General features: G+C 65.8%; 19 protein-coding genes. 7 read left to right on the top strand and 12 right to left on the bottom strand.

Going from position 1 to position 25,252, the window contains the following annotated elements; all coding sequences use genetic code 11:
* Positions 1-146: 146 nt before the first annotated feature.
* The 3 genes from N4261_RS02615 to N4261_RS02605 form a co-directional block, all read right to left on the bottom strand.
* Complete coding sequence (locus tag N4261_RS02615; RefSeq protein WP_261758683.1) at positions 147-2,795, bottom strand: two-component system response regulator; 2,649 nt, start codon at positions 2,793-2,795, stop codon at positions 147-149.
* Positions 2,788-4,674 (bottom strand): PAS domain-containing protein, encoded by a 1,887-nt coding sequence (locus N4261_RS02610; RefSeq protein WP_261758682.1) that lies wholly within the window; start codon positions 4,672-4,674, stop codon positions 2,788-2,790. Before N4261_RS02610 ends, N4261_RS02615 begins: the two co-directional genes overlap by 8 nt.
* Positions 4,675-5,351: 677 nt before the next feature.
* The gene (locus N4261_RS02605; RefSeq protein WP_261758681.1) at positions 5,352-5,930 is read right to left on the bottom strand and encodes an HD domain-containing protein; all 579 of its coding nucleotides are present in this window, start codon (positions 5,928-5,930) and stop codon (positions 5,352-5,354) included.
* A 280-nt stretch (positions 5,931-6,210) separates the two neighbouring features.
* Between N4261_RS02605 and N4261_RS02600 the strand changes: the two genes are divergently transcribed.
* From N4261_RS02600 to N4261_RS02575, 6 genes are all read left to right on the top strand, one after another.
* Positions 6,211-6,777 carry a cytochrome b gene (locus tag N4261_RS02600; protein ID WP_261758680.1) on the top strand — a complete coding sequence of 189 codons (567 nt, stop codon included), beginning with the start codon at positions 6,211-6,213 and terminating at the stop codon, positions 6,775-6,777.
* A gap of 134 nt (positions 6,778-6,911) precedes the next feature.
* Positions 6,912-7,502, top strand: a complete 591-nt coding sequence (locus N4261_RS02595; RefSeq protein WP_261760590.1) for a YceI family protein — start codon at positions 6,912-6,914, stop codon at positions 7,500-7,502.
* 62 nt (positions 7,503-7,564) lie between these two features.
* Positions 7,565-8,134 carry a YceI family protein gene (locus N4261_RS02590; RefSeq protein ID WP_261758679.1) on the top strand — a complete coding sequence of 190 codons (570 nt, stop codon included), beginning with the start codon at positions 7,565-7,567 and terminating at the stop codon, positions 8,132-8,134.
* Between the two features lie 335 nt (positions 8,135-8,469).
* Positions 8,470-9,933, top strand: coding sequence for a sensor histidine kinase (locus tag N4261_RS02585; protein ID WP_261758678.1), 1,464 nt, complete (start codon positions 8,470-8,472; stop codon positions 9,931-9,933).
* Complete coding sequence (locus tag N4261_RS02580) at positions 9,930-10,397, top strand: hypothetical protein (RefSeq protein WP_261758677.1); 468 nt, start codon at positions 9,930-9,932, stop codon at positions 10,395-10,397. Before N4261_RS02585 ends, N4261_RS02580 begins: the two co-directional genes overlap by 4 nt.
* Positions 10,398-10,540: 143 nt before the next feature.
* Positions 10,541-11,368: a LytR/AlgR family response regulator transcription factor gene (locus tag N4261_RS02575; protein ID WP_261758676.1), complete on the top strand. Its 828-nt coding sequence runs from the start codon at positions 10,541-10,543 to the stop codon at positions 11,366-11,368.
* Between the two features lie 120 nt (positions 11,369-11,488).
* On the opposite strand, the gene N4261_RS02570 is transcribed toward N4261_RS02575, so the two are convergent.
* The 3 genes from N4261_RS02570 to N4261_RS02560 form a co-directional block, all read right to left on the bottom strand.
* On the bottom strand, positions 11,489-14,125 hold the full coding sequence (locus tag N4261_RS02570; RefSeq protein ID WP_261758675.1) for a hypothetical protein: 2,637 nt from the start codon (positions 14,123-14,125) through the stop codon (positions 11,489-11,491).
* Positions 14,122-14,823: a lysoplasmalogenase gene (locus N4261_RS02565; protein WP_261758674.1), complete on the bottom strand. Its 702-nt coding sequence runs from the start codon at positions 14,821-14,823 to the stop codon at positions 14,122-14,124. Before N4261_RS02565 ends, N4261_RS02570 begins: the two co-directional genes overlap by 4 nt.
* Before the next feature lie 298 nt (positions 14,824-15,121).
* A complete protein-coding gene (locus N4261_RS02560) occupies positions 15,122-17,185 on the bottom strand; it encodes an ATP-dependent helicase (RefSeq protein WP_261758673.1) in 2,064 nt (687 codons plus the stop codon).
* A gap of 77 nt (positions 17,186-17,262) precedes the next feature.
* Here N4261_RS02560 and N4261_RS02555 point away from each other — a divergent pair, with 77 nt between their 5' ends.
* A complete protein-coding gene (locus N4261_RS02555) occupies positions 17,263-17,622 on the top strand; it encodes a DUF1304 domain-containing protein (RefSeq protein WP_261758672.1) in 360 nt (119 codons plus the stop codon).
* Between the two features lie 19 nt (positions 17,623-17,641).
* Here N4261_RS02555 and N4261_RS02550 read toward each other — a convergent pair whose 3' ends face one another.
* The 6 genes from N4261_RS02550 to N4261_RS02525 form a co-directional block, all read right to left on the bottom strand.
* On the bottom strand, positions 17,642-18,451 hold the full coding sequence (locus N4261_RS02550) for a substrate-binding periplasmic protein (RefSeq protein ID WP_261758671.1): 810 nt from the start codon (positions 18,449-18,451) through the stop codon (positions 17,642-17,644).
* 75 nt (positions 18,452-18,526) lie between these two features.
* The gene (locus N4261_RS02545) at positions 18,527-22,735 is read right to left on the bottom strand and encodes a calcium-binding protein (protein ID WP_261758670.1); all 4,209 of its coding nucleotides are present in this window, start codon (positions 22,733-22,735) and stop codon (positions 18,527-18,529) included.
* 479 nt (positions 22,736-23,214) lie between these two features.
* On the bottom strand, positions 23,215-23,676 hold the full coding sequence (locus N4261_RS02540) for a hypothetical protein (RefSeq protein WP_261758669.1): 462 nt from the start codon (positions 23,674-23,676) through the stop codon (positions 23,215-23,217).
* A 117-nt stretch (positions 23,677-23,793) separates the two neighbouring features.
* Positions 23,794-24,246: a hypothetical protein gene (locus tag N4261_RS02535; protein ID WP_261758668.1), complete on the bottom strand. Its 453-nt coding sequence runs from the start codon at positions 24,244-24,246 to the stop codon at positions 23,794-23,796.
* A gap of 77 nt (positions 24,247-24,323) precedes the next feature.
* Complete coding sequence (locus N4261_RS02530) at positions 24,324-24,701, bottom strand: hypothetical protein (RefSeq protein ID WP_261758667.1); 378 nt, start codon at positions 24,699-24,701, stop codon at positions 24,324-24,326.
* A complete protein-coding gene (locus N4261_RS02525) occupies positions 24,698-25,225 on the bottom strand; it encodes a hypothetical protein (RefSeq protein WP_261758666.1) in 528 nt (175 codons plus the stop codon). Before N4261_RS02525 ends, N4261_RS02530 begins: the two co-directional genes overlap by 4 nt.
* Between the last annotated feature and the right edge of the window lie 27 nt (positions 25,226-25,252).

The raw sequence follows: 25,252 nt of genomic DNA, 5'->3' as shown, positions 1-25,252 counted from the left end.
TCATACTTTCGGTAAATCTCGTATTGGGCGGGCAATATAGCGCTTGGAGAGTGACGGCCCAAGCACAAACACGCCAACACCAGCACCATGGCGCGCCAACAACACGGCAGCCGCCCCGCCTGCGCACGCCATGCGCGACTGAGCGATCAGCGCACCAGCATGGACGCCAACGCCTCCGCCGCCACTGGCTTGTGAAACAACCAGCCTTGCGCATCCATGTCCCCCAGCGACAGCAGCCAGTCGCGCTGTTCGGCCGTCTCCACGCCTTCCGCGGTGATGCCCAGGTTCAGGCCCCCGGCCAAGGCGACGATGCTGCGCACCACCGCCTGGGCCGATCCGCCCTGCGACAGCGCTTGCATGAAGCTGCGATCGATCTTGAGCCGGTCCATGGGCAACGCTGTCAGTTGGGCCAGCGAAGAGAAGCCAGTGCCGAAGTCATCCAGGGCCAGACGCACCCCGAGCTCGCGCAGCCGCTGCAGCGCCGGGCCGGTGGACGCCGCCTGAGCGATCAGGGATTCGGTCAGTTCCAGCTCCAGCCATGGCGCGGGCAGGCCGTGCCGGCGCAGCGTGTCGGCGACCAGGGCCGGCACATCGTCCTGCTCGAACTGCCGCACCGACACATTGACCGCCACCCGCAAGTCCGGCAGGCCGGCACTGCGCCAGGCGGCCGCCTGCGCCACCGCCTGGTCCAGCACCCAGGCGCCGATCGGGGCGATCAGTCCCATGTCCTCGGCCACCGGGATGAAGCACGCCGGCGAGACATCCCCCAACGCCGGATGACGCCAGCGCAGCAGCACCTCGGCGCCGACGATGCGGCCGTCGCGCAGGTCCACCACCGGCTGCCAGACCAGCGACAGCTCGTGATGCGCCAAGGCGGTGCGCAAGCCCTGCTCCATCTGCAGCCGATGGCTGGCGACATCGGCCATCGACGATTCAAAGGCCACCGCCCGACAGCGACCGCGGGCCTTGGCCTGGTACATGGCGGCATCGGCCGCGCGCAGCAACATCTGCGGGCTGTCGACATGGCCCGGACACAAGGCCACGCCGATGCTGGCGGTCACCACCACGGTGCGTGCACTGTCGGGCAGCGCATGCAGTTCCAGCCGCACCGGATGCGCCACGGCGGCCAGCAGCTTGCGGGCGATGGCCAGCGCCATGTCCACCTGCACCACCTGCGGCAGCAGGATGACGAATTCATCGCCCCCCAGACGCACCGCCACATCGTCACGCCGCAGCTGACTGCCGAGCCGACTGGCAATCTGGCGCAGCAGATCGTCGCCGGCGTCATGCCCCAGGGTGTCGTTGATGGTCTTGAAGCCGTCCAGGTCCATGAACAGCAGGGCCAGGGGCCGGCCGGTCCAGCCTTGCAGCACCTGCTGCAACATCAGGCGGTTGCCCAGGCCGGTCAGCGCGTCATGAAGCGCCTGATGCCGCAGCTCATGCTGGGCCTGCCGGATCTCGCTGATGTCCGCAAAGCTCAGCACATGGTGGCTGGCCTGGCCCTCGTCATCCATCACCGCTGCAAAGTGCTGCAAGGCCGGGAAGCTGCTGCCGTCACGGCGGCGGCAGGTCACCTCGCCCTGCCACGGATGCTGCGCCGGATCGAGCGACGCATCGCCCTGGCGGCGACAGAACAGGAACTCTTCCGGTCGGTGACCCAGCACATCCGGCTCGGTCCAGCCGGTGAGGTGCGCAAAGGCGCTGTTGCAGCCCAGCACGCGCTGATCGGCGTCCAGGAACAGGATGGCCTCGTCGGTGGCGTTGAACGCCACGGCCGCCTGGCGCAGCCGGTTCTCGCGCTCCACCCGCTCGCTGACATCGCGCACCATGCCCATCACCACGCCTTCGCGTTCGAAGTGGCGGGCGTGGATTTCCAGACATCGGGTGACGGGCTCATCCAGCCCACGCCAGCCGCAGGTCAGGTCCATCGGCGTGCCGACCTGCAGCAGCGCATCCAGGGCGTCGCGACCGCGCGCATCCAGGCCCTCCCGCAGGTCCGCCAGCGCGTTGGACCGCGTCAGGGTGGACAGCTCCGGCACGGATTCATGTCCCGTCCAGCGCAGCGTCCGAGACCGGGGTGGTGTCGACCTGCCGGCACCGCCGCGAATCTTCAGGACGTCCAAACCCGCCGGTTGCGTCGGTGCCTCCGAGGGATCGGCGACTGACGCCAGCGTCTGAGGCAACGCCCGATCCTCTTGATCTGCTTGATCTGCTTGATCCGCTTGATCCGCTTGAGCCGCTCGATTCGAAGGCGTCGATTGCGCCATCGGATTCGATGGCTCTACCGGATCCGATGGATCCGACCATGCCGACTGCTCCGGCAGCTCCAGCACCGCCAACCGTGCCGACTCCAAGGCCAGACGCAGGCGGCGCTCGGCCGCCTCGGTCTTGCGCTCCTCCGCACGACGCACCATGGCCATGCGGACCGTCGCATTGAGTTCGCGCAGTTCGAACGGCTTGAGCAGGTAGCCGTACGGCGCCGCCTGGGCGGCCCGCTGCAGAGTTTCAGGCTCGCCATACGCACTCAGGAAGATGACCGGCACCGACAGCAGCTCGCGCAACTGCCGGGCGGCGCTGATGCCGTCGCTGCCGCGATCAAGGTGGATGTCCATCAGCACCAGGTCCGGCACGGTGCGGGTGGCCAGGCGCAACGCTTCCGGCTCGCTGGCGGCAATGCCGACCACCTCGTAGCCCAACTGCTCCAGCCCGGAGCGCAAGTCCAGCGCCACGATGCGTTCGTCCTCGACGATCTGGATGCGCACCGGGCGCGCCCGGTCGACCGCGGCATCAAGCATGAGCTTCTCCCACCGCGTCGCGGCACCAGGTCAGGCGCGCCCGAGTGCCCGCCTGCGATTCCATGCCCAACCGGGCGCCGCATTGGTCAGCCAGCAGCGGCAGCAGTTGCAGGCCCAGGCTGCGGCCTTGTCCCGGCGCCATGCCGGGCGGCAAGCCGACGCCGTCGTCGACCACTTCCAGCCAGGGCGGATCGGCCTCGGCGAGGCGATCGTGGTCGCCCACGCCGCCGGTCGCCGCGGGCGGACTGCCGACTTCGCCCAGCGCGGTGCCGCCCAGCCGCACCCGGATCTGGCCGGTGCGACCGTCGGGAAAGGCATGCTTGATGGCATTGGTGACCAGCTCGGTGACCACCAGCCCGCAGGGGATTGCCCGCTGCAGCTCCATCCGCCAGGGCAGGTCCTGCGGCGTTTCCACCAGCAGATCGATCTGCGGGCTCTGGCCCAGATAGGTGTCGCGCAACAGCTGGATCAGCCGCCGCAGGTAGGTGCCCATCTCCAGCGCGCTGAAATCGGACCGCTCATACAGCAGTTGATGCAGCAGGGACATCGAATGCACCCGGCTCTGGCTGTCCCGCAGCGCATCACGCACGCGGTCGTCGGCATGGCGGGCCTGCAGGCTGAGCAGGCTCGAGATGACCTGCAGGTTGTTCTTGACCCGATGATGGACTTCATTGAGCAGCGCCGTCTTCTCCTGCAACGCCCGTTCGATCTGGCTCTGGGCCGCGCGGCGCTCGGTCACGTCGTTGACAGTGGCCAGCACCTGCTGGCCGTCGGAGTCCGGCATCGGATTCAGCCCGATCTCCACTGCAATCTCGGTCCCGTCGCGCCGCAGCGCATACAGCTCCTGGCGCTTGGCCATGTAGCGCAGGGCCGGCTGGCGCATGAAGGATCCGACATGGCCGTGATGGGCCTCTCGCTGGCGCGTCGGCACCAGGTCATGCACCGCCTTGCCGGCCAGTTCATCGCGGGTGTAGCCGAACATGCGGGCCAGGCTTTCGTTGGCCAACTGGATGCGGCCGTCGGTGTCGATCAGGCCCATGCCGATGGTCGCGCCCTCAAAGGCGCGGCGGAAGCGGTCTTCGCTGCGCGCCAGGGCCCGCTCGCTTTCGCGGCGCGCGCTGATGTCGATGCCCGAGGGGATCAGGTGCGTCACCCGGCCCTGGTCGTCACGCAGCGGCGCCATCATGAAATCGATGTCCATGCGGGTGTCGCCGGCCATGCGCACCACCACGTCGCGCCGCACGGTTTCACCGCGGGCCACCCGGGCTGCGGCGTCTTTCAGCCAGTCCACCAGCAGGGGATCGTGGGTCCACCACGGCGTCAGCCAGAACTCGCGCCCGCGGATCTGTTCCAACGTGAAGCCGCCCGCGTCCAAGGGCGCGCGGTTGGCTTCCTGCACCCGACCGTCCGGCGACAGCACGCCGACGAAGACGAACAGGTTGTCGAGCACGCGGCGCAGGCGCTGGTCGCTTTCCTGTCGGGCGCGTCGGAGTCGCTCGTCGGCGCGCTCCTGCGATCGATTGGCGGCGCGCACCAGCACGCCGGCCACCTGGCCCTGGTCGTCCTTCACCGGCAGGTAGCTGGCGTCCCATTCAGAGGCGACACCCGGCAGGCTGGGGACCTCGGCATCGATCTGGAAATGATGCGGACGGCCGGTCTCCAGCACGCCGCGCAGCAGCGGAATCAGGTCGTGCGCCGCCTGCGGCAGGACGTCCACGACGGAGCGCCCGAGGTGGGCCGCCACCTCCAGCCCATTGGCCCGCGCCAAGGTCGCATTGATGGCGCAATAGCGCAGGTCACTGTCCAGCAGGGCCAAGCCGATCGGCAAGTCCTGGGCGAACAGCATGTCGAGTGCAGCCGATCGAAGATCGCCAGACATCGGGCCTCCCTTGGCCGCCATCCGTCGCGGCGCGGGCATCGGCCCGGCCTCAGGCCGTGCTGGCTTCGCGGGTCTTGGACGCGCGAGGTCGGCCGATCGGTGCCAGGCGGGGTCCGGATCGCCCCGCCAGCCCATCGGCCTGTCAGCCTGTCAGCCTGTCAGCCCGACGTGGCGCTCTGTCGGCGCGGGGTCGAGAGGCGCATCACTCGCGCGGATGGTTGTTGGACGTTATACAAGCCGGCCGGGCGGCTGTCATCCTCACCCCCCTGCGCAGGGGACGTGGCACGGCGGCACGCCGGGCGCAAAAAAAGCGCTGATCGCAGCGCTTGAGCCTGGGCGGATAAAACTATGCCGACCCCCTCGGCCCCAACGGGCTCCGGCAGGTCGGCATAGCACTCCTCCCCTCGATCACCACGCTGAGGTCCAGGCAGCGAGCGATCGGGATCCAGTATGCGTAACCGGATTTTTCGCAGCCATCCCCCTCAAGAGGGAGATGGGGTTGGCACGATCCGTGCCCTCTGCGGTCCCGGCCATCGCCACGGCCTGAGCCTGGCCACACCCTGTCATCCCACACGAGCGCCAGGCGGCTGCTTTCAGCATGCGACGCCCTGCCGCGCCGCGCTCAGGCGGCGATCAGGCGGCGCCCGAGCCGCACTCGGGCCGTGATCCATCCGTGCTCAGGCGATGCTCAGCCGCCGTGGCGCCTGCTGCTCCTTCAGCAACTCCTCCAGCAACACCAGGTAGTAGCCCAGCGGCGGCGTGCGCTTGCCGGGCCGTTTGGCCAGGTCGTCCCAGCGCCGCAGCTGCAAGGCGGCCGGCGCATGGCGCTGCGCCATGAACAGCAGCCGCTCTTCCGCATTCATCGGCCCGCCCTGCAAGGCCAGGCTGTGTCGCGAGGCGTCGGTCAGCGACGGCTCATAGGACGGGTCGGTGCTCACCAGGTAGCGCTTGGCGCCGACATGCAGCCGGATCGGCTCCAGCACATCGTCGCCGAAACCGCCCGCGCGCAGCATCGGCAGCGCCAGGAGCTCGTGCTGATCGTCCAGCAGCGGCTCGCCGGCGGCGCCGTCCATCAGTTGGCCGATGTCGTGCAGCAAGGCGGCGGCGACGAGGCTATGCTCCGCGTGGGCCCACTCGGCAAGTTGGGCGCATTGGAGGGCATGTTCCAGCGCCGTCACCGGCTCCCGGCATTCCGCGCTGTAATGCAGCTGGCCGCGACGGCTGAACAACGCCTCGATCTTGGCGATGAGATCCATGATGAACACTCCCTGTGACAACGGGATAGAACCGGAACGGCGGTCGGAGGGACCACGACAACGCCGACCTGTGAACGCCCCGAGGGGCGCTTCAGGGGTCGGGTCTTGCAGTCTCGTGGGGTGCCGTGACGAATCTGTGAAGCAAGCACCTGCGGGGCATTCAAAACCACTGAACAATGGCCTCAGTTCCGATGAACCGACAAGCGCGAATGGCCGTTGACACTCCCTCCCACACCAACGGCCCCGCGCCTTGGTTCCCGACAGAAGAAAGTTCACCGCCATGACCACCGTCGTCTCGCCGATCACCCGCCAGCCCGTCAAGCGGCGCTATGACACCTTCGCCATGCTGCTGCACTGGGTGCTGGCGGTGGGCATCATCGCCACCTTCGGCGTGGGTCTGTACATGTCGGACCTGCCCTTCTCGATGACCCGGCTCAAGCTCTACAACTGGCACAAGTGGGCCGGCGTGACCATCCTGGTGCTGTCGGCACTGCGGCTGCTGTGGCGCCTGGCGAGCAAGCCGCCGGCCGACCTGCCGATGCCGGCCTGGCAGGCCCGCGCCGCGCACCTGGTGCACGGCCTGCTTTATCTGACCTTCTTTGCGGTGCCGCTGAGCGGCTGGGCCTACAGCTCCGCCGCAGGCTTCCCGATCGTCTGGTTCGGCGTGCTGCCGTTGCCGGACCTGGTCTCGCCCGACAAGGCGCTGGCCCACACGCTCAAGGAAATCCACGAGCTGTTCGCCTACGGCCTGGCCGCCCTGGTCCTCGCCCATCTGGGCGCGGTGGTCAAGCATGTCGTCATCGACCGGGACGGCCTGCTGCAGCGGATGCTGCCCGGCCGCGGTTGAACCCATTCGTCCGAACCTCCCCCTCGGCAACGCCGTCCCCTTCACGACTCCAGAAGAAAAGAGGTCTTTTCATGACTGCACGCCTGGCCACGTCCCTGTCCGTCACTGCGCTGTCGGTGATCAGCGCCGCCCTGATGCTGGCGGCCACACCCAGCTTCGCCCAGACCAAGCCGGCCGCCAAGACGGCCGCCAGCGCCCCGGCCGCGGCCGCCGCCCCTGCGGCTGCTGCCAAGCTGGTGCCCGCCCAGAGCGACATCACCTTCACCTTCAAGCAGATGGGCGTGCCGGTGGACGGCCACTTCAAGCGCTTCGATGCCCAATTGGCGTTCGACCCGAAGAAGGCGGAAACCGGCAAGGTCGGCCTGAGCGTGGACCTGTCCAGCGCCACCCTGGGGGATGCCGCCACCGATGCCGAGCTGGTCAAGCCGGCCTGGTTCGACACCAAGAAGGCGCCGCAGGCGACCTTCCAGAGCGGCGCCATCAAGACGCTGGGCGGCGGCAAGTTCGAGATCGCCGGCAAGCTGACGATCAAGGGCCAGGTGCGCGATGTCGTCGTGCCGGTCACGCTGACCCAGGCCGGCGGCACCACCACCGCCGTCGGCAGCTTTGCCATCAAGCGTCTGGACTACAACATCGGCGAAGGCGAATGGAAGGATGTCAGCGTCGTCGCCAATGATGTGCAAGTGAAGTTCAAGCTGGCGTTCACCGGCGTCTCGCCGCTGTGACCGCTGTTGTGTTCCTCCCCACCCCCAACCACCCCATCCCCAACCGAAACGGATCCCACACCATGAAGAAAGCCCTGCTCCTGGCCTCCCTGCTCGCCGTCGCCGGCCTGGCCCAAGCCCAGAGCGCGACCTACGCGATCGACCCGACCCACACCTACGCGACCTTCGAGATCATGCATTTCGGCACCTCGACCAACCGCGCCCGCTTCGAGAAGAAGGAAGGCACGGTCCAGTTCGACCGCGCAGGCAAGTCCGGCAAGGTGGAGATCACCTTCGACATGAACGGCATCAGCAGCGGTTCCGCCGCCTTCGACAAGCACCTGCAAGGCAAGGACTTCTTCGACGTGGCGAGCTTCGGCACCGCCAAGTTCGTCGGCGACAAGTTCAGCTTCTCCGGCGACAAGGTCACCACCGTGGCCGGCGAACTGACGCTCAAGGGCAAGACCGCTCCGGTCACCCTGAAGGCCACCAACTTCAACTGCTATCAGAACCCGATGCTCAAGCGTGAAGTCTGCGGCGGCGACTTCGAGACCGTGATCGACCGCACCCAGTGGGGCGTGGACTACGGTCTGGCTTACGGTTTCTCGAAGGACGTGAAGATCGTCATCCAGGTCGAAGCCGTCAAGCAGTAAGACGAACCGGCGCCATCGGCGTCATTGGCGTCAGCGGCGCCCCTGACGTCCTCGTTGTCCCAGGCGTTTCCCACGCCTGCACAAGGCCTGCGCAAGCAGGCCTTTTTCGTTGGCGCCGGCACCGTGACATCGCTCACGAACCGAAGCCGCACCCGATCCAATCTGGTGCATCGGTGTCGTTTCTCCTCTGTCAAGCCCGGTCGCCGCCCGTCCGCGTGCGGCTCGGCCTGTCGCTGATCCTGGCAGTTCATGCCGCCGGGATGACGGCGCGTCGCCACCCCAAGGAGCCGCGCGAGCGACTTGCGTACAGTGCGAAGCAACAGACAGGTCCTCCCATGAACGCCCCGATGCCCGCTCAACCCACCCCCGCCCAACGCTGGCAGGCCTACGCCCGGTCCGCGGAGCACGGCTTCCACGTCTACGCGAGCTGGCTGGTCTCCATCACCTGGAAGCGGTTCGCCATTCTGTCGGTGCTGTTGGTGATCGGCGCCAACATCCTGCAGGAGCTGCCGCCGTTCTCGTTCACCTGGCGGGTGGCCGAGGAACGCGAGGTGTCGACCCCGCCCAAATCCCGCCCCGCCAAGTCGACCCGCAAGGAAAAGCCTGCGCCCGCAGAGAAGGCTGCCGAGCCGGCCGCACCGGCGACCGAAGCCTCCGGCGCCGGCCATGACGATGACGGCCTGCGTTACGAGATCCAGATCGACGGCCGGGGCGTGCGCATCGTGCCGCGGCATCCGCAGGCGGCGTCGGAGGCGGCCTCGGATGTGGACCCGAACCTGCCCTCGGTCGACATCCGCATTCCCAGCGAGCGGCAGCGCGAAGCGGTGCGCGAGGCGGTCGAGGACGCCAAACGCGCGCTGGAGGAAGCCGCCGAAGAGGCCCGCAATGCCCAGGCCGATGCGGAGGAAGCCCGTCGCGAGCTGGAACAGGCCAAGGCCGATGTGGAAGACGGCGTACGCAAGATCCGCTACCGCACGGTGCGCCTGGGCGAATTCCTGGACAAGCTGGCGCTGCTGGTGATCCTGGCGTCGGTGCTGATCAAGGCCACCTACAAAGGCCGCATCCAGGCCGAGGTGAAAGCCGCCAAGGCCACCGAAACCGCCGAAGCCGAATCCCTGCGCCGCCAGGTGGTGGAAGCCCGCATGGCCGCGATGCAGGCCCAGGTGGAGCCGCACTTCCTGTTCAATACCCTGGCGTCGATCGATCACCTGATCGAGACCGATCCGCCGCGCGCCTCCCAGATGCAGCGCAACCTGATCGCCCTGCTGCGGGCCTCGATGCCGACGATGCGCGAAGCCAATGCCAACGGCGGCGTGCGGGACCTGGGCCGCGAGATGGCGGTGATCCGCCCCTATCTGGACATCCTCCAGATGCGCATGGAAGAGCGGCTGCAAACCCAGATCGAGGTGCCGGACGGCCTGCTGTCGGCCGAGTTCCCGCCGATGATGATCCAGGGCCTGGTCGAGAACGCGATCAAGCACGGCCTGGAGCCCAAGGCCGAGGGCGGCAGCCTGCGCCTGAAGGCCGAGGTGGTGCACGGCAAGCTGACGGTGACCGTGGCCGACACCGGCCTGGGCTTCGGCCGTGCCGCCACCGCCGGCACCGGCGTCGGACTGGCCAACATCCGGGAGCGGCTGTCGCTGCTGTATGGCAAGACCGCCAGCGTCACCGTCTCGGAAAACCAACCCAGCGGCACGGTGGTCACCATCACCGTGCCTTACCGGACCGCGTCGTCCGCGACCGCGAATGCGGACACGACGTCCACCTCCTCCGCCCATGACCAAGGAGCCCACGCATGAAAACGCTGTTCAAGACCCTGTTGATCCTCGGCCTGGTGATGGTGCTGGCCTCGCTGGCCCTGGGCATCGCCGCGATCGGGCTGCTCGGCGACCTGCCGGGCGTGCACCTGAACATCAACGGCGAGGAGGTGCTCTGGCACAGCCTGGACCTGGGCGAAGCGCTCGGCGCCGGCCTGGGGCTGGTGATCGCCATCGGCGCGCTGTGCCTGGTGCTGCCGCTGGTGCTGCTGCTCGGCGTGGGCCTGCCGCTGCTGCTCATGCTGGCGGTCCTGGCGCTGGGCGCGGCGGCGGTGCTGGGCCTGGGAGCGGTGCTGGGATCGCCGTTGCTGGTCGTCGGCGTGATCATCTGGCTGCTGGTGCGGGACCGCCGTCCGCGTCGCGCGGCCATCCCGCCCCAGGCCGCACCGATGGCGCCCTCGGCGCCCTCGGCAAACGGCCCTGCCGAGCCGTCCATGTCCACCTGATCGACGTCATCGGGTCGACGACCACGCGGTCGACGCCCAGGTGAATGATGACCGCCGCAGGGCGGCGAGCCACGGCGCGCGGCCGCCCCACCCTCTCGACACTCCCGATTCGGGCCCGCTTCGGCTGACCTAACATCCGCGCCATGAACGACACCCACGCCCCTGCCCCCCGCGCCGTCCTGGCCGACGACGAACGGCTGATGCGCGAGCAACTGCGCAGCCGCATCTCCGAGGTCTGGCCCGAGCTGGAGATCGTCGGCGAGGCCAAGAACGGCCTCGAGGCGGTCGAAATGACCCGGGAACTCCGTCCCGACCTGGTGTTCCTGGACATCCGGATGCCGGGCCTGACCGGGGTCGAAGCCGCCAAGCAGATCGCGCAACTGCCCGACGACGAGGACTGGGCGCTACCGGAGATCGTCTTCATCACCGCCTACGACCAGTACGCGGTCGAGGCCTTCGAGCAAGGCGTCTGCGACTACGTGCTCAAGCCCGCCGAACGCGAGCGGCTGGCGGTGACGGTGCAGCGCATCAAGACGCGGCTGGCCCAGCGCAGCGGCGAGGCGGAGCCCGATGGTCCGAGCCAAGGCACCCTGCAGCAGTTGCTGCACAGCCTGTCGGCCAAGGTGAATCCGTCCTCGGCGCCGAAGTACCTGCAGTGGATCCAGGCCTCGGTGGGCCAGGCCATCCAGATGATCCCGGTCGAAGACGTGCTGTTCTTCATCAGCGATGAAAAATACACCCGGGTGCAGACGCCGCAGGTGGAAGCCCTGATCCGCAAGCCGATCAAGGAACTGGTGGATGAGCTGGATCCGGCGGTGTTCTGGCAGATCCATCGCTCCACGCTGGTCAATGTGAAGGCGATCAACGGCATCACCCGCGATTTCCGCGGCCGCCAGTTGGTCGGCGTGCGCGGGCTGGATGAGAAACTGGAAGTCAGCCGCAGCTACACCCATCTCTTCAAGGGGATGTGACGCTCGTCAGCCCGGTGCCGATCGGCACCGGTGCAGCCGCCCCGAAAGCAGAAACGCCCGCCTGGTGACCCCGGCGGGCGTTCTCGCATGTGGGATGGGCGATCGCCCTGACGCCCGTGGTCAGGCCTCGCCCGACCGTGATCGGCGGGCCGGCGCCAGCGGCATGCGTTCGCTCTCGCCATCGGCATCGGCGAACTGGGTTTCCAGCGGCGTGTCGTCCACCTCCTCGCCGCGCGGGACTCGCCGCGACGGTGTGCGCAGACCCAGCGCCAGCGCCAGCATCGCGTAGAACAGGAAGGCGATGCGAGGCGCATCGATCAGGCTGTCGAACAGGCCGACGATCAGGAAACCGATCAGCCCCCCGGCGGTGGCCGGCGCCAGCGGATGCCGCCGCGCCGCGCCCAGCGAGCAACGCCACAGGGCGCTGGCCAGCAAGCCCAGCCAGAGCGCGAGGCCCAGCACGCCCTGCTCGAACAGCACATGCAGCGGCAGGCTCTTCATGTGGAAGGGCATGTGGATCCGATCGCTGGAGGTGAACCAGCGCGCCATGCCACCCGCGAAATCGGGGTTGTAGAGCAGCGGCCCATGCAGGCTGTCCGCGATCTGCACGCCCCGCAACTCCACCAGCGATCCGCGCCAGTTCAGGGCGACGGCGGCGGTGAGCTGGCGCGGCATCCAGCGCGAGCCGCCGAAGTCCGCCGGCGCCGTGCCCATCGGCAGTTGCACCGTCTGCCAGGCTCCGCCCAGCGGCTGCACATCGGCTTCCCGATCGATGCAGCGCAACGGATAGAGCAGATGCTTCTCGCAGATCTCGACCCGGATGCGGGTGCGTTGCTGGGTGCGCAGCACCACGGTCGCACCGACCTGGCCGCTCACGGCCTGGAGGCGCTGGCTCAGCCGGAACATTTCGCCATGGCCCAACTGATGCAGACCGCTGCTCAGCGTCACCGTCGGCACCTCCGACATGCCCAGCATGCCGGGTGCGGCCGTCGCCTGCGACGGGTCATCGGTACCAGGATTCCAGCGGTAGTCGCCGACCCGGTCCTCGAACGGTCCGCCGGCTGCGAAGCTGGCCGGGAAGCGGCCGGTGCCCTTGCCGAGCAGCCATTCATCGGTCGATTTCAGCAGACCCAGGCCGATGCCCCAGTGGGTCATCCGGCCTTCAAAGTCCTGCTGACCGGTCGACATCCGTTGGCCGATGTAGCCCCCGCCGCCGAGCGAGGCCACCACGCCGCAAACCAGCAGACAGGCGGTCCACAGCAGGCCGCGGACCCGCCAGTCGGCCTGGCGCAGCGCCGCCGCCGGCCGCACCGACCATTGCGTGGCCAGCCAGCCGAGGGCGAGCGACGCCAGCACGGCCGCAATCAGCAGCGAATCCCGCCCTTCGCCCCAGTGGAACGCCACCAGCCAGATGGCGGCCAGCGAGGCGATCCAGGTCGACACCACCAGGAAGGCCTGCACCGGCTGGACCACGCCATGGCGCCAGCGCCAGCACAGCACCAATCCCAGCAGGATCAGAGCGCCATCCAGCGCATAGGCGATCTTGGGCACCAGATCGATCAGCGCCCAGCCCGCCAGCGCCAGCACCAGGGCCGGAAGCGGACTCAGCGCCAGCACGGTGCGCAGTTGGGATACCGGCCAGGTCGCGCGGCGCGCGGGCAGCGCCACCCAGAGGGCCGCACTGCCGGCCAGGGCCAGCAAGGCGCGGTAGCCGCCGGCCCCGAACAGCACCCAGGCCGCCACGGCCACGCTGCTCAGCAGGATGAGGGTCCAGCCCACCGGCAAGGCCGCATCGCCGGGCAAGTAGGCGGATGGCGCTGCGTCATGCTCCGGCGTGCCCTGACGCTGCTGCACGGCCCACAGGACCGCGCACACCGCCAGGCCGATCGGCACCGCCAGGTACACGCCGCGGGAGAAGGTGGTCAGGCAGGCGTAGAAAGCGACCAGCATCACCGCGATGGCCGCCACGAAGCGGGCCGGTTGGCGCTCCCTCAGCAGCCAGAGCAGGGCCATCGGCGCGCTGATGGCCAGGCAGCCATCGAGCGCCGCGCCGCCGATGTGCATCTCCCAGAAGCCGCCGGTGGTCCGGTAGTCGGTCGAGAAATCCAGCAGGCCGGTGTAGATCCAGCGTTCCCAGATGGCGCTCAGCGAAGCCGTCAGCAGCACCAGCACCCAGGCGCCGCGCGCCAGCCGCAGCACGGCGGAGGGTCGCAGGTTGGAGGCCTGCAGCCACAGCGGCAGCAACAGCAGCACCAGCAGCAGCGGCTTGCCCAGGCGCAGGCTGTTCATCGATTCCTGATAGCCCTGCCACCAGCCGGGATGCAGGCCGCCGGCCTGATCCACGCCGCGCATCACCGAGATCGCGGCGGACAGTGCAAACACCGACATCAGCACCAGCACCGCCGACCGCCAACGCAGCGCCCGGAACCGCCAGGCCACCGGCCGGGTGGTCGGCTCGGTGATGGCCAGCGCGGCGTAGCCGCCGGCAGCCACCGCCAGGACCAGCAGGTCCAGTTCCTCCACGGCGAACCAGCCGGTCCAGGGCGCGAGGCCGATCACCGGCACCAGCGCGGGCACCAGCATCGGCAGGCTCTGCCAGCCGAAGAACGAGGCGAAGGCCACGCCGGTCCACACCGCCAGCATCCAGGCGGGATGAATCGGGTAGTGCTGCGCCAGCATCACCCCGGCGGTGCCGCACAGCACCGAAGCCACCAGCGCCATCCAGGCCGCCGGACGAAGCGGAATCATGAAGTTCATGCCGCCATCCGCATCGACGCCGGGGCGCGCAAGCTGCTGGCGATGCACCACTGGGCCGGCCAGTAGCTGGCCAGCACCCAGAAGCTGGCCATCTCCATCGGACCGGCAAACTTGTGAATGGCCAGCATCGCATCCGACAACACGAACAAGGTGCCCCCCCAAGCGGCCCAACGGGCGCGGGGTTCATCAGCCTGCCCCACACGACGGCGCCACCAGGCCCAGGCCTGGGCGGCCATGCCGGACAGCGCCAGCACATACACCACCACCGGCGCGCGCAGCTCGGCGGGCACATGCGCCCACAGACTGCCCAGCACGGTGGCGGCGATCACGCCGAACATCAGGAAGGGCCAGCGCACCGCCCCCGCCCTGACCTGGGTGCAGAAGCCCACGACATAGCAGACATGCGCCACCAGGAAACTCACCAGCCCCGGCAGAAAGCCTTGCTCCGGCCACAACAGGGCGATGTCGCCCACCAGCGAGCACAGCAGACCGGCGCGCAGCCAGCGCGCCAGGCGCGGTTGATCACTGCCGCGTCTGAGCGCGTAGAACAGGATCAGCAGCGTGGTCAGCGGCTTGAAGACGAAGCCCAGCCCTTGCGGCAACTGCGGCGGCTGGGACAAGGCAAGGATGGCGACGGTGGCGCTGATCAGGGTCAGCAAAGGCAACGCGACCTGGGGCTTGGCGACGGAAGCGGTCATGCGGCGCATTCTGCCGTTTGCGGATGACACCGAACGGCCATCCCCCCGCGAATGTGGCAGACCTTACAGGGTGCGGGGACAAGCGGCACGGCTGCGTGCGGCAAACGCCCGCCACACGCCGGCTAGCGCCCAGCGCGTCAGGGTCCTCCCTGGGTGCCGCGTGGGATGCATCGGGGAATCAGGAAATCGTCGATGGCGTTGGTGATTCGAGCCGGCGGGCAGGCACTTCGTTGAAGCCAATGCCCCCGCACAAGCGATGGGTCATGGCGCAGCAGACCGGAGGCCCACCCTCGCCGCCTCAGCCCAGCTTCTTCGCCGCCGCCTGTGCGGCGGCGCTCGCCTCGGCCTTGGCGGCGAGCTGCTCGCGCATGCGCTTGAGCTTCTCCCGCGGGTCTTCCTTGATGCCGCTCTCATGCAGCTTCATCTCGGCGATGAAGCGGCTGGGAATGCCGACCACGGTTTCGCGGTTCTTCTTGCGACGCCGCAGCGTGGACACCGCCAGCGTGCGTCGCGCCCGGGTGATGCCCACATACATCAGCCGGCGCTCTTCCTCGACCCGGGCGGGCGTCATGTCCTCGTCCTCGGACTTGAAGGGCAGCAGCCCCTCGTTGACGCCGGCCAGCACCACATGCGGCCATTCCAGACCCTTGGACGCATGCAGCGTGGTGAGCACGACCTGGTCCTGCTCCTCCTTGCGCTCGGCCAGCGAGAGGATCACGCTGATGGTCTGCGCCACCTCGAGCAACGATTGCCGCGGGCTTTCGGTGGTGATGCCGCCTTCGGTGGAGATTTCGCCGCCGCAGCGCTTGGCGACCCAGTCGACGAAATCGAGCACATTGCCCCAGCGCGCGACCGCGACCTTCTCGTTCTCCTCGCTGTCCATGAGGTGCTGCTCATAGCCGATGTCCTTGAGCCACTCCATCATCAGCGCCTTGCCTTCCTCGGCGCCGACCGCATGACGCGCCCGGTATTCCAGATCGACGATGTAGCGCCCGAACTCATGCAGTCCGTGCAGCGCCTTGCTGGAGAGGGTCGCCTTCAGCGATTCAGCGAACAGCGACTCGAACATCGACAGCTTCCACTTGGTGGAGAAGTCGCTCAGATGGCCCAGCGTCTGGTGACCGATGCCGCGCTTGGGCGTGGTGACCGCGCGCAGGAACGCCGGATCGTCGTCCTGGTTGACCAGCAGGCGCAGCCAGGCGCAGAGGTCCTTGATCTCGGACTTGTCGAAGAAGCTCTGACCGCCGGACACCTTGTAGGGGATCTCGGCCCGTCGCAGGGCCTGCTCGAAGATCCGGGCCTGGTGATTGGCGCGGTACAGGATGGCGAAGTCGGAGAACTTGGTCGTCGGATGATTGGCCAGGATGGACTGGATCCGGGCTACGGCGCGCTCGGCCTCGTGCTCTTCGCCGTCGGCCTCGATCAGGGTGATGGGATCGCCCTCGCCGAATTCGCTCCACAGCGTCTTGGGAAACAGCTTCGGATTGGAGCCGATGACGTTGTTCGCCGCCCGCAGGATCGCGCTGGTGGAGCGGTAGTTCTGCTCCAGCGGAATGATCTTGAGCTGCGGGAAATCCACCGGCAGCTTCTTCAGGTTCTCGATGGTCGCGCCGCGCCAGCCGTAGATGGACTGGTCGTCATCGCCCACTGCGGTGAACATGGCGCGCTCGCCGACCAGGCACTTCAGCAGCTCATACTGGACCGCGTTCGTATCCTGGTATTCATCGACCAGCACATAGCGCAGGGTTTCCTGCCACTTGCCACGCGCTTCATCGAAGGTCTGCAGCAGCTTGAGCGGCATGCCGATCAGATCGTCGAAGTCCACCGCCTGGTAGGCGGTCAGCCGCTCCTGGTAGCGCTGCATGACCACGGCGGCAGCGCGCTCGTTGTCGTCCTTTGCATAGGCCAGGGCCTGCTGTGCGCTGAGGTTCTGGTTTTTCCACAGCGAGATGGTCCACTGCCAGGACTTGGCGGTGGCCGCGTCGGTGGTGCCGCCGGCATCCCGCAGGACCGACAGCACATCGTCGGAATCCAGGATGGAGAACTGTTCCTTGAGGCCCAGGTGCCGACCGTCCTCGCGCAGGATGCGCACCCCCAGCGAGTGGAAGGTCGAGATCACCAGTTCCTGCCCGGCCTTGTTGCCGACCAGATGCTTGGCCCGCTCCCGCATTTCCTGCGAGGCCTTGTTGGTGAAGGTGATGGCGGCAATGTTCTTCGGCCGATAGCCGACCGACAGCAGCTTGGCGATCTTCTGGGTGATCACCCGGGTCTTGCCCGAGCCGGCGCCCGCGATCACCAGGCAGGGTCCTTCCAGGTGGTGCACGGCCGCCAGTTGGGCGGGGTTGAGCATGGCTTCGGACATGGGCGAACCTGGTGGAACCTGCGGGACAGGGAACTTCGAATGGGCCGGGGATGATAGCGGGACGTACAGTCCGCGCCATGAACACAGCTGCCAACATCGTCATTGCCCTCGTGGCCCTCATCCATGTCTACATCCTGGTGCTGGAGATGTTTCTCTGGACCAAGCCGACCGGGCGCAAGGCCTTCGGACTGACGCCGGAGTTCGCGCAGGCGAGCAAGGTGCTGGCCGCCAACCAGGGCCTGTACAACGGTTTCCTGGCCGCTGGCCTGCTCTGGGGGCTGACGCTGGGCGCGGCGGGTGGGCCGGTGAAGCTGTTCTTCCTGGTCTGTGTGCTGGTGGCCGGCGTCTACGGCGCGGCGACTGCCAGCCGCAAGATTCTCTTCGTCCAGGCCCTGCCGGCGTTGGTCGGTGTGATCCTGCTGACGATGGCGGGCTGAGTCTGGCGTCGGTCCGTTCTCAGTCCGGCAGGGTGACGCCGCGTCGCCTGGCCAGTTGCTGCAGTTCGCCGCTGGCACGCAGGCGCTGCATGCCGGCGTCCACGAGGCGGTGCCAGGCGGCGCCCTGCGGCTCCAGGCTGAAGGCAAAGTGCCCTCGCAGTCGCGCAAAGGGCGGTGCACACAGTTGGACCTGATCGGTCAGGCCCAATTCCTGGATCACTGGTTCTGAATTGCGCTGATTGGCCGCCACCAGGTCCAGCCGGCCCCGCTGCAGCATCCGCAAGGCGGTGGACAGGTCGCGCACGGACGTCACGCTGAGCGCGCTGCGGGCCTGATCGAATCGCTCCCCATACACCCAGCCCTGCACCGCACCGACGCGCCAGCGCCGCAGGCTGGCGAATTCGTCGCGCCAGAGGTCCTGCTGGCCGCTGCGCACATAGAACACCAACGCATCCTCATAGAACGGCAGCTGAGAGAAGCGCATCCGCTTTTCCCGCTCCGGCGTTCGATAAGGACCGACGAGGATGTCCGCCGGACCGTGTTCGATCATGGACTGCGCACGCAACCAGGGCAGCAGCTCATACCGTGGCGCAAAGCCGGCGGGCAGGAGGATCGCGTCCAGCAGGTCGACCGCCAGTCCTTGCACGGGCGGGCCGCCTGGGCTGGCGGAGGCCGGCTCGAACAAGCGGGAGAAGGTGGTGCCGACCACCGACACCGGCCGCGCCGCCCCACCGGCAGCAACGCTGGCGGCTGCAGCGCGGGCCATGCCGCAGCCCGCCAGGGTGGCGGAGGCGGCGAGTTGAAGCAGTTGGCGGCGGCGATGCTCCATGACGCTGACGATGATAGGCGGATCGCCCGGGTCGGCAAGCGATCCATCCCCCATGGCCGGCCCTCAATCGGAGGGTCAAGCCATCAGCACGGGCGCCGCGGTGGCGGTGTTCATCCAGGCAGAAGGATCGAGGCCCTGCGATGACACACGCATCAGCAAGGCGGCGAGTGTCTCGTCCTCCGACTCCTCTGAAAGTGCAAGCGCCGCCGAACTCACCGTGCCCTCGACACCCGTCAATGCCTGCGACACCGCGGACTGAGACCACACCGCGCCATCGGCGAACACGATCCGATCCACCAAGGTCTCGCCCGCAGCGAAGAACCGGCGAACGGTGATGGCGTCGGCGCCGCCCCAGGACAACTGGAGGTCCAGGCCTTGGCGTGACAACATCGTGTCGGCAGCATTCAGGCCCCGGCCCAGCAGAAGCGTGTCGACGTCGTTTCCGCGCATTTCCAGCGAATCGCTGTAGGAGATGACATCCGCACCGTCCCCCGGGCGGAACAGGAAGAGGTCGTTGCCAACGCCGCCATAGAGTTGGTCATTGCCGGTACCGCCCATCAGGATGTCGTCGCCCGCCCCGCCGTCAAGCACGTCGTTGCCGTCATCGCCGCTGAGCACATCCGCCAACGCGCCGCCACGAAGGGTGTCGGCACCGCCGCGGCCGTGGATGCGGTTGGTGTAGCCGGTCACGCCCGTCATCGTCTCCGACGCGTCGTTGCCGATGTAGTTCAGCTGGGACGCGATGTCCTGCATGCGCCAGGTCACTCCCTCTGCGAACTGGATGGGCATGCGGTAGGTTGGGCTCGCGAAGTAGTACTGGATGGTGACCGAATCGCCGCTTGCCCAGGACAGGGTCAGATGCTCGCCCTGGCGGCTGGTCCGAGTCTCTGCTGCGGACAGCCCCTCGCCAAGGACCAATTGGTCGTAGTCCTCATCGAGCAAGGAGGCGGCGGTCCGGCCGCCGTCGTCGTTGTAGATGCGATCCTGTCCATCGCCCAAGTGGAAGCGATAGGTGTCGCGGCCGGTGCCGCCTTCGAGGTAATCGTTGCCAGTTCCACCGTGCAGCGTGTCGTCTCCGGCGCCGCCATAGAGCGAGTCGTTGCCATCGCCGCCCGACAGAACGTCTGCCAGATCGCCGCCCCTGATCGTGTCGTTGCCGCCGCGGCCATCGATGCGGTTGCTGTAGCCGGTCACGCCCGTCATCGTCTCCGACGCGTCGTTGCCGATGTAGTTCAGCTGGGACGCGATGTCCTGCATGCGCCAGGTCACTCCCTCTGCGAACTGGATGGGCATGCGGTAGGTTGGGCTCGCGAAGTAGTACTGGATGGTGACCGAATCGCCGCTTGCCCAGGACAGGGTCAGATGCTCGCCCTGGCGGCTGGTCCGAGTCTCTGCTGCGGACAGCCCTTCGCCGAGGACCAATTGGTCGTAGTCCTCATCGAGCAAGGAGGCAGCGGGCCGGCCGCCGTCGTAGTTGTAGATGCGATCCTGTCCATCGCCCAAGTGGAAGCGATAGATGTCGCGGCCGGTGCCGCCCTCGAGGTAATCGTTGCCAGTTCCACCGTGCAGCGTGTCGTCTCCGGCGCCGCCATAGAGCGAGTCGTTGCCATCGCCGCCCGACAGAACGTCTGCCAGATCGCCGCCCCTGATCGTGTCGTTGCCGCCGCGGCCATCGATGCGGTTGGTGTAGCCGGCCACGCCCGTCATCGTCTCCGACGCGTCGGTGCCGATGTAGTTCAGCTGGGACGCGATGTCCTGCATGCGCCAGGTCACTCCCTCTGCGAACTGGATGGGCATGCGGTAGGTTGGGCTCGCGAAGTAGTACTGGATGGTGACCGAATCGCCGCTTGCCCAAGACAGGGTCAGATGATCACCCTGGCGGCTGATCCGGGTGGTTGCCGCAGACAGCCCTTCGCCGAGCACCAATTGGTCGTAGTCCTCATCGAGCAAGGAGGCGGCGGTCCGTCCGCCGTCGTAGTTGTAGATGCGATCCTGTCCATCGCCCAAGTGGAAGCGATAGGTGTCGCGGCCGGTACCGCCCTCGAGGTAGTCGTTGCCAGTTCCACCGTGCAGCGTGTCGTCTCCGGCGCCGCCTTCGAGATGGTCGTCGCCTGAGCCGCCATGCAGGATGTCATCACCATGATTCCCGAATAGGCGATCGTTGCCTGCCCCGCCGTACAACTCATCGTTGCCCGCGCCTGCCGACAGCACCTCACTCTGCTCGCCACCCAAGATGGCGACGTGGGCGATGCCTTCCTCGAGATACGTCCAGCGGCTCGCGTCGCGCTGGACGTTGAGGATGGTTGCTTCGCTGGTGTTGAAGGTGCTGTTGAGCAGCTGTCCGAACCGGTCCCCGCGGGCGGTCGCCTCGGCTTGCAGGGCATCGACCAGGACCTTCCCACCGGCGCCGAGTTCACGCAGTGCCTGGCCCAGTTGCCAGAGATCCCGCATGGCGGCATAGGGCGAGTCGGCCCAGAGCGCGGCATGGCGATCGGCCAGGAGATCGAGCAAGGCTCGTTGGTCGACCGCGAAGGTCTGCTGGGTGGTGTCCCACAGAATGAGGTCGGGGCGATTGAGCAGCCGGGCATAGTCCGTCTGCAGCAGCAGCTCGCGCTCCAACGAGAACGCCAGCAACTCGAAGGCTTGCCGCAGAAAGCCAGAGGCATCCGGCCTTGGGTCCTGGCTATTGGACGACGCCTGCTTGAACGACTCACCCAGCCAGCGCTCCAACGCCAGCAGCCGACGTGAATCGCCCAGACCGTTGCTGGCGCTCCATCGAGAAGCGGGGTCGGCATCCTGGACGCCTGCCCAATGAAAGATCAGGTTTTCCATCAAGGATGGCCGCGCCGTCGCATCGGCGGCGACCCATTCCTCGACCAGTCGCTGCAACTGGCCGCTGTCATCGCGGGCCATGGCCTGCCGCAGGCTGGGCACGCCGCCCATGCCGGCGATTTCCGGCAGCGCGAGGATCGCTTCAGACAATTCAAGCGGCTGCTGGTTCACCGTCAGCGCCAGATCGGCCGCGAACCAGACATCGTTCATCGCGACCTTGGCCCCGTCGGCGGCGACGAAGAAGCCCAGCTGTCGGTGCGCATTGCCGCTGGCGTCGACGCGGTTGCTGTGGGTGTAGTTCACCAGCAGCGACGCTACGCCGGCCTCAGCGAGCGTCAGCAACTCGCCGTCGTCGGTGATGCCGTTGCTGTTGGCATCGCGCCAAAGCAGCAGCCGGGCGTGGGCGGCTTCTTCGAGATCGATCACGCCGTCGCGGTTCAGGTCGAGTTCGGCCAGGGCGATGAAGCCGTTGCCGGCGGTGGCGCCGTTGGACAGGCGGGTGTGATTGCCGAACAGCTCCCGGCCCGAGTCGATGCGGCCGTTGCCATCGAGGTCGCGCACCAGGAAGGCGTCGCTGCGCGAGATCCAACCGGTGCGCTCGGCAAAGCCGTTGGCGTCGTGGTCGAAGTGGATGCGTGCGGTGTCGCGGACGGACAGGGTGTCGATGCCATCGCGGTCCAGGTCCAGCACCAGGGGGGACACGGTCTTCTTCGCGGTGTCGAACATGCCACGGATGCGGTCGAGCAGGGACATGCCGGCCTCTGCGCCGGCGACGCCGCCGATCATTCCGCCAGCGAGCATCGCGGCGAGGGTCAGCGGTGCGCCGACAGTGACGCCTGCCGCGGCCAAGGCGCCGAGCGCCAAGCCCGCAAGCGCGCCGCCGATCATTGAGCCGACGCCGGAGGCGGCAGCGTCCATCGCCCAGTCTTCCATCGTACGGATGGCGGCTTTGCGATCGCCACGGGCGTCCTGAGCAGCGGCTTCGCCAGCGGCCAGCCCCAGTCCGATCAAGGTGCCGGCGACGCCGAGCCGCTTGAGCAGCGTGCTTCCTGCAGCCGAAATGGTGGTGGAGGTTATTGGGTCGTAAGCGGCTGCCGCGTCGTAGATCATCGACGTGGTGAGCGGCTTAAGTTCGCCACGCCAATTGCCGTCGACGGTTTGCAGACCTTTCGTCAATCGGTTCAGAGCGTGGGGCTCCTGCGCGAGATATTCGTCGAGGTGGTTGGCCCGGTGAAGATAGTCGTCAACATTGGTTACCGAGAGACCGCTGGCAGCCACTTGCGAGACCGCATTCACATTGATGCGGTCAATGACGACGTCCAAGCCTTTGGTTTTGGCCATCTCTACAAGTCCGGCGCGGGAGAGACCGTCAATGGTCGAAACTCCCTTGTTTGCAAGCAGCGGCTCGACTTCGGACTGGACAAATATGCTTAGCGGATCAAACTTCTCCATCGCCACAACTCTAAAAGAGCCTTCTGCATGCGACGCATAGTTCCCCGATGTAATGTCCCAAACTGAATCAGCACCCTTTATACGCGGCCCATGGAGGGCTGGACCCTCAGTTCCATAAACAACCCTATTATAATACGTTGCACGAAGGTCTTTTTCGGGCTGGGTTCTCAATGCCGGATATTCGTCGCCAAATAATTCTAAATTTATCGCCCTATCCAGAGCATTCTGAAACTTGCGACTTAGGACGAACTCCCCAACCTCGCTGTCGCTGATGTTTTTGACATTAGGCAATCGGTTAAGAGCTTCAACTATATCTCTTGTGCGCCCTCCATCAATCCCTCCCGAATAGAGCAAATTGATCGTCTCGCTATTTGCACCTTTCACTTTCCCGGAAACCTGAGTAACGAGATATTTAAGCTCGTCCACCGTGTATTTCTGCCCATCCAAAAGCTCTAGAGCCTCGTCGCAACTCAGAAACATCACAGACCTCCCATCTGGGAGTCCGAACTCGGACGAGGAATGAAGCTGTAATACTTATAATGCGGATTCTCGTCTTCAGGCCCGAGTCCGTACTGTCCGTGCACTTTGAGCGCAGCGATGATTAGCTGCTGAACACGCTCCTGCTCATTTTCGGGTGGAGGGTTTTCCTCCGAAAAATACACCTCGGACGTTTCATCAAATATCACTCTAATTCGATACACACGCGAATCAACAAATGCCGCAAATGCATCTCCAAGCGCATTCACGTACGGCAACGGCGTAAGAAATACGAGGTATGCATCAGACGCCTCATTTACAACCCAATTGTTCGGCACGGCTCCAGATGCTCGAACGTATTTCGAGATCGCGTTTCTCACTGCCTTGTGGCATTTTGAATCAGCAAGTACATCGGCTTCGACACGAGCAATGTCCGAGGCCGAAAATTTCTTTAGGATGAACATCTTATTCTCCATAAAATAATATGCTGCGTATTAATTTTCTTGCCTACACTTTACCGTGCAGAATTAAATATCAGATTCCCGCGAGCCTAGAAAAATCCAGCGGGAAAGCGATCATCTTTAAGGGCCCGCATTGATATCACCCGGGCGTTCAATAAACTTTAAGTCATGGTAATTGAGCGTTCCTTCAGGAACTTCGAAGCCGTAGCGGCCATGAACTTTTAGTGCTTTAAGGGCGAGGTCTTCTATTTCCGCGCGCTCCTCGACGGATGGCGCCTCCCCGCCCGCAAAGAACACCTCGTCCAATGGAAACAGCCTAACAACGAGCATGAATGAGCGCCCCTGAGTGAACAGCATGTACCAATAGTCGGAATGTGGCTCGCCAGGATAATGTCTCACCTCGACCAGATAATCACCAGTCGCGCCGTCGACGACCCAGCTATTAACACTCCTAATCCTTCTAGAAAATTTTAATAAACTCACAACGCGATCACTAAATCCGACGGCGACTTCTGCATCTCGAATGACGCGCTCAGCGTCATCATCACAGAAGCCATTCAATTGAAATGCCATGATGAAAATGAGTGAAGCGGGTTAGGAAAAGGCCGTTATCGTTCACCATGACAGCCTGAATATGAGCCGGCGCGCCGTCATTTCCCACTGCCGTGCAACCATTGATCACTGACCGCCACCAAGCCCTCCATCTGTTTGGCCGTCGGCTCTGCATGTCGATCACCCAATAATTCAAGCTTCAACGCTGCCTGAACCGCATAAAGAAACTCCGGACTGTTCAATAACCGCCCGACATGACTTTGACCAATCGTTGTCACCTTTCCGGATAACTGCAATGCCAACGCCATCTCTGCGGCAGAATCGTCGTACGCGCTGACGTCATAGACGATTTTGGGAAGACCTGGTTGGTCGGTCTCAACTGCCGGAGAAGTCATATCCACCAACTTCATTAACTGACCCAAGTCCCACTCATTCTCCAGAATGAGCTTTTTGGCAACGCCCAAGGAGATCTTCATCGGTTCACTCCAAATCTGCCGTCGCCCACAGGTCTTTTGATGAACTGGCAATCAAACCCGCGTTCGGCGGGCATTCCGAACTTGCCGTGCGCCATGAATGCCGTCCGTAGATGGCCCCTGACACGATTCAGCGCCGCGCTCGACATCGAAGACTCCGCCAGATAAACGTCGGGCCGATAGAGATCCAAAGTCCGAAATCGATACATGCGCCCTTCAAAATAAAAGGCGTACGTCAACGAAGACGACTTGGTTCGGAGTGGTGCCGGAAAAAATACCAGATACGATTTCTCCCCATCTCGAACGGCCCAACGCTTCGGCGTGGCGTGGTGGTTCTTGTAGAACTGCATCAGGTCAGTTTTCAAGTCCGCGATGCAAGAGCTGTCGGCCGCTGCATCTTTGAGCACACTCGCCAGAGCCTCATCCGAGAGTTCGTCCAGTCGAAACGGCGCACCTTGCGCGGGCGGCGATTTCCCGCCGGCATCGCTTCGCCATCGCTGGACCAGTCGCTTCCAAATTTCGATCAATCAAACCCCCTTTGCTGATTAGGAGAT

The organism is Roseateles amylovorans, assembly GCF_025398155.2.
In the GTDB taxonomy this organism is placed as follows: Bacteria; Pseudomonadota; Gammaproteobacteria; order Burkholderiales; family Burkholderiaceae_C; genus Roseateles; species Roseateles amylovorans.
This window is presented reverse-complemented; position numbering and strand designations above follow the sequence as displayed.

Bases quoted from the DNA above. Each gene is read 5' to 3' on its own strand.
- N4261_RS02615 (WP_261758683.1), bottom strand. From the start codon at position 2,795: ATGCTTGATGCCGCGGTCGACCGGGCGCGCCCGGTGCGCATCCAGATC.
- N4261_RS02610 (WP_261758682.1), bottom strand. From the start codon at position 4,674: ATGTCTGGCGATCTTCGATCGGCTGCACTCGACATGCTGTTCGCCCAG.
- N4261_RS02605 (WP_261758681.1), bottom strand. From the start codon at position 5,930: ATGGATCTCATCGCCAAGATCGAGGCGTTGTTCAGCCGTCGCGGCCAG.
- N4261_RS02600 (WP_261758680.1), top strand. From the start codon at position 6,211: ATGACCACCGTCGTCTCGCCGATCACCCGCCAGCCCGTCAAGCGGCGC.
- N4261_RS02595 (WP_261760590.1), top strand. From the start codon at position 6,912: ATGCTGGCGGCCACACCCAGCTTCGCCCAGACCAAGCCGGCCGCCAAG.
- N4261_RS02590 (WP_261758679.1), top strand. From the start codon at position 7,565: ATGAAGAAAGCCCTGCTCCTGGCCTCCCTGCTCGCCGTCGCCGGCCTG.
- N4261_RS02585 (WP_261758678.1), top strand. From the start codon at position 8,470: ATGAACGCCCCGATGCCCGCTCAACCCACCCCCGCCCAACGCTGGCAG.
- N4261_RS02580 (WP_261758677.1), top strand. From the start codon at position 9,930: ATGAAAACGCTGTTCAAGACCCTGTTGATCCTCGGCCTGGTGATGGTG.
- N4261_RS02575 (WP_261758676.1), top strand. From the start codon at position 10,541: ATGAACGACACCCACGCCCCTGCCCCCCGCGCCGTCCTGGCCGACGAC.
- N4261_RS02570 (WP_261758675.1), bottom strand. From the start codon at position 14,125: ATGAACTTCATGATTCCGCTTCGTCCGGCGGCCTGGATGGCGCTGGTG.
- N4261_RS02565 (WP_261758674.1), bottom strand. From the start codon at position 14,823: ATGACCGCTTCCGTCGCCAAGCCCCAGGTCGCGTTGCCTTTGCTGACC.
- N4261_RS02560 (WP_261758673.1), bottom strand. From the start codon at position 17,185: ATGTCCGAAGCCATGCTCAACCCCGCCCAACTGGCGGCCGTGCACCAC.
- N4261_RS02555 (WP_261758672.1), top strand. From the start codon at position 17,263: ATGAACACAGCTGCCAACATCGTCATTGCCCTCGTGGCCCTCATCCAT.
- N4261_RS02550 (WP_261758671.1), bottom strand. From the start codon at position 18,451: ATGGAGCATCGCCGCCGCCAACTGCTTCAACTCGCCGCCTCCGCCACC.
- N4261_RS02545 (WP_261758670.1), bottom strand. From the start codon at position 22,735: ATGGAGAAGTTTGATCCGCTAAGCATATTTGTCCAGTCCGAAGTCGAG.
- N4261_RS02540 (WP_261758669.1), bottom strand. From the start codon at position 23,676: ATGTTCATCCTAAAGAAATTTTCGGCCTCGGACATTGCTCGTGTCGAA.
- N4261_RS02535 (WP_261758668.1), bottom strand. From the start codon at position 24,246: ATGGCATTTCAATTGAATGGCTTCTGTGATGATGACGCTGAGCGCGTC.
- N4261_RS02530 (WP_261758667.1), bottom strand. From the start codon at position 24,701: ATGAAGATCTCCTTGGGCGTTGCCAAAAAGCTCATTCTGGAGAATGAG.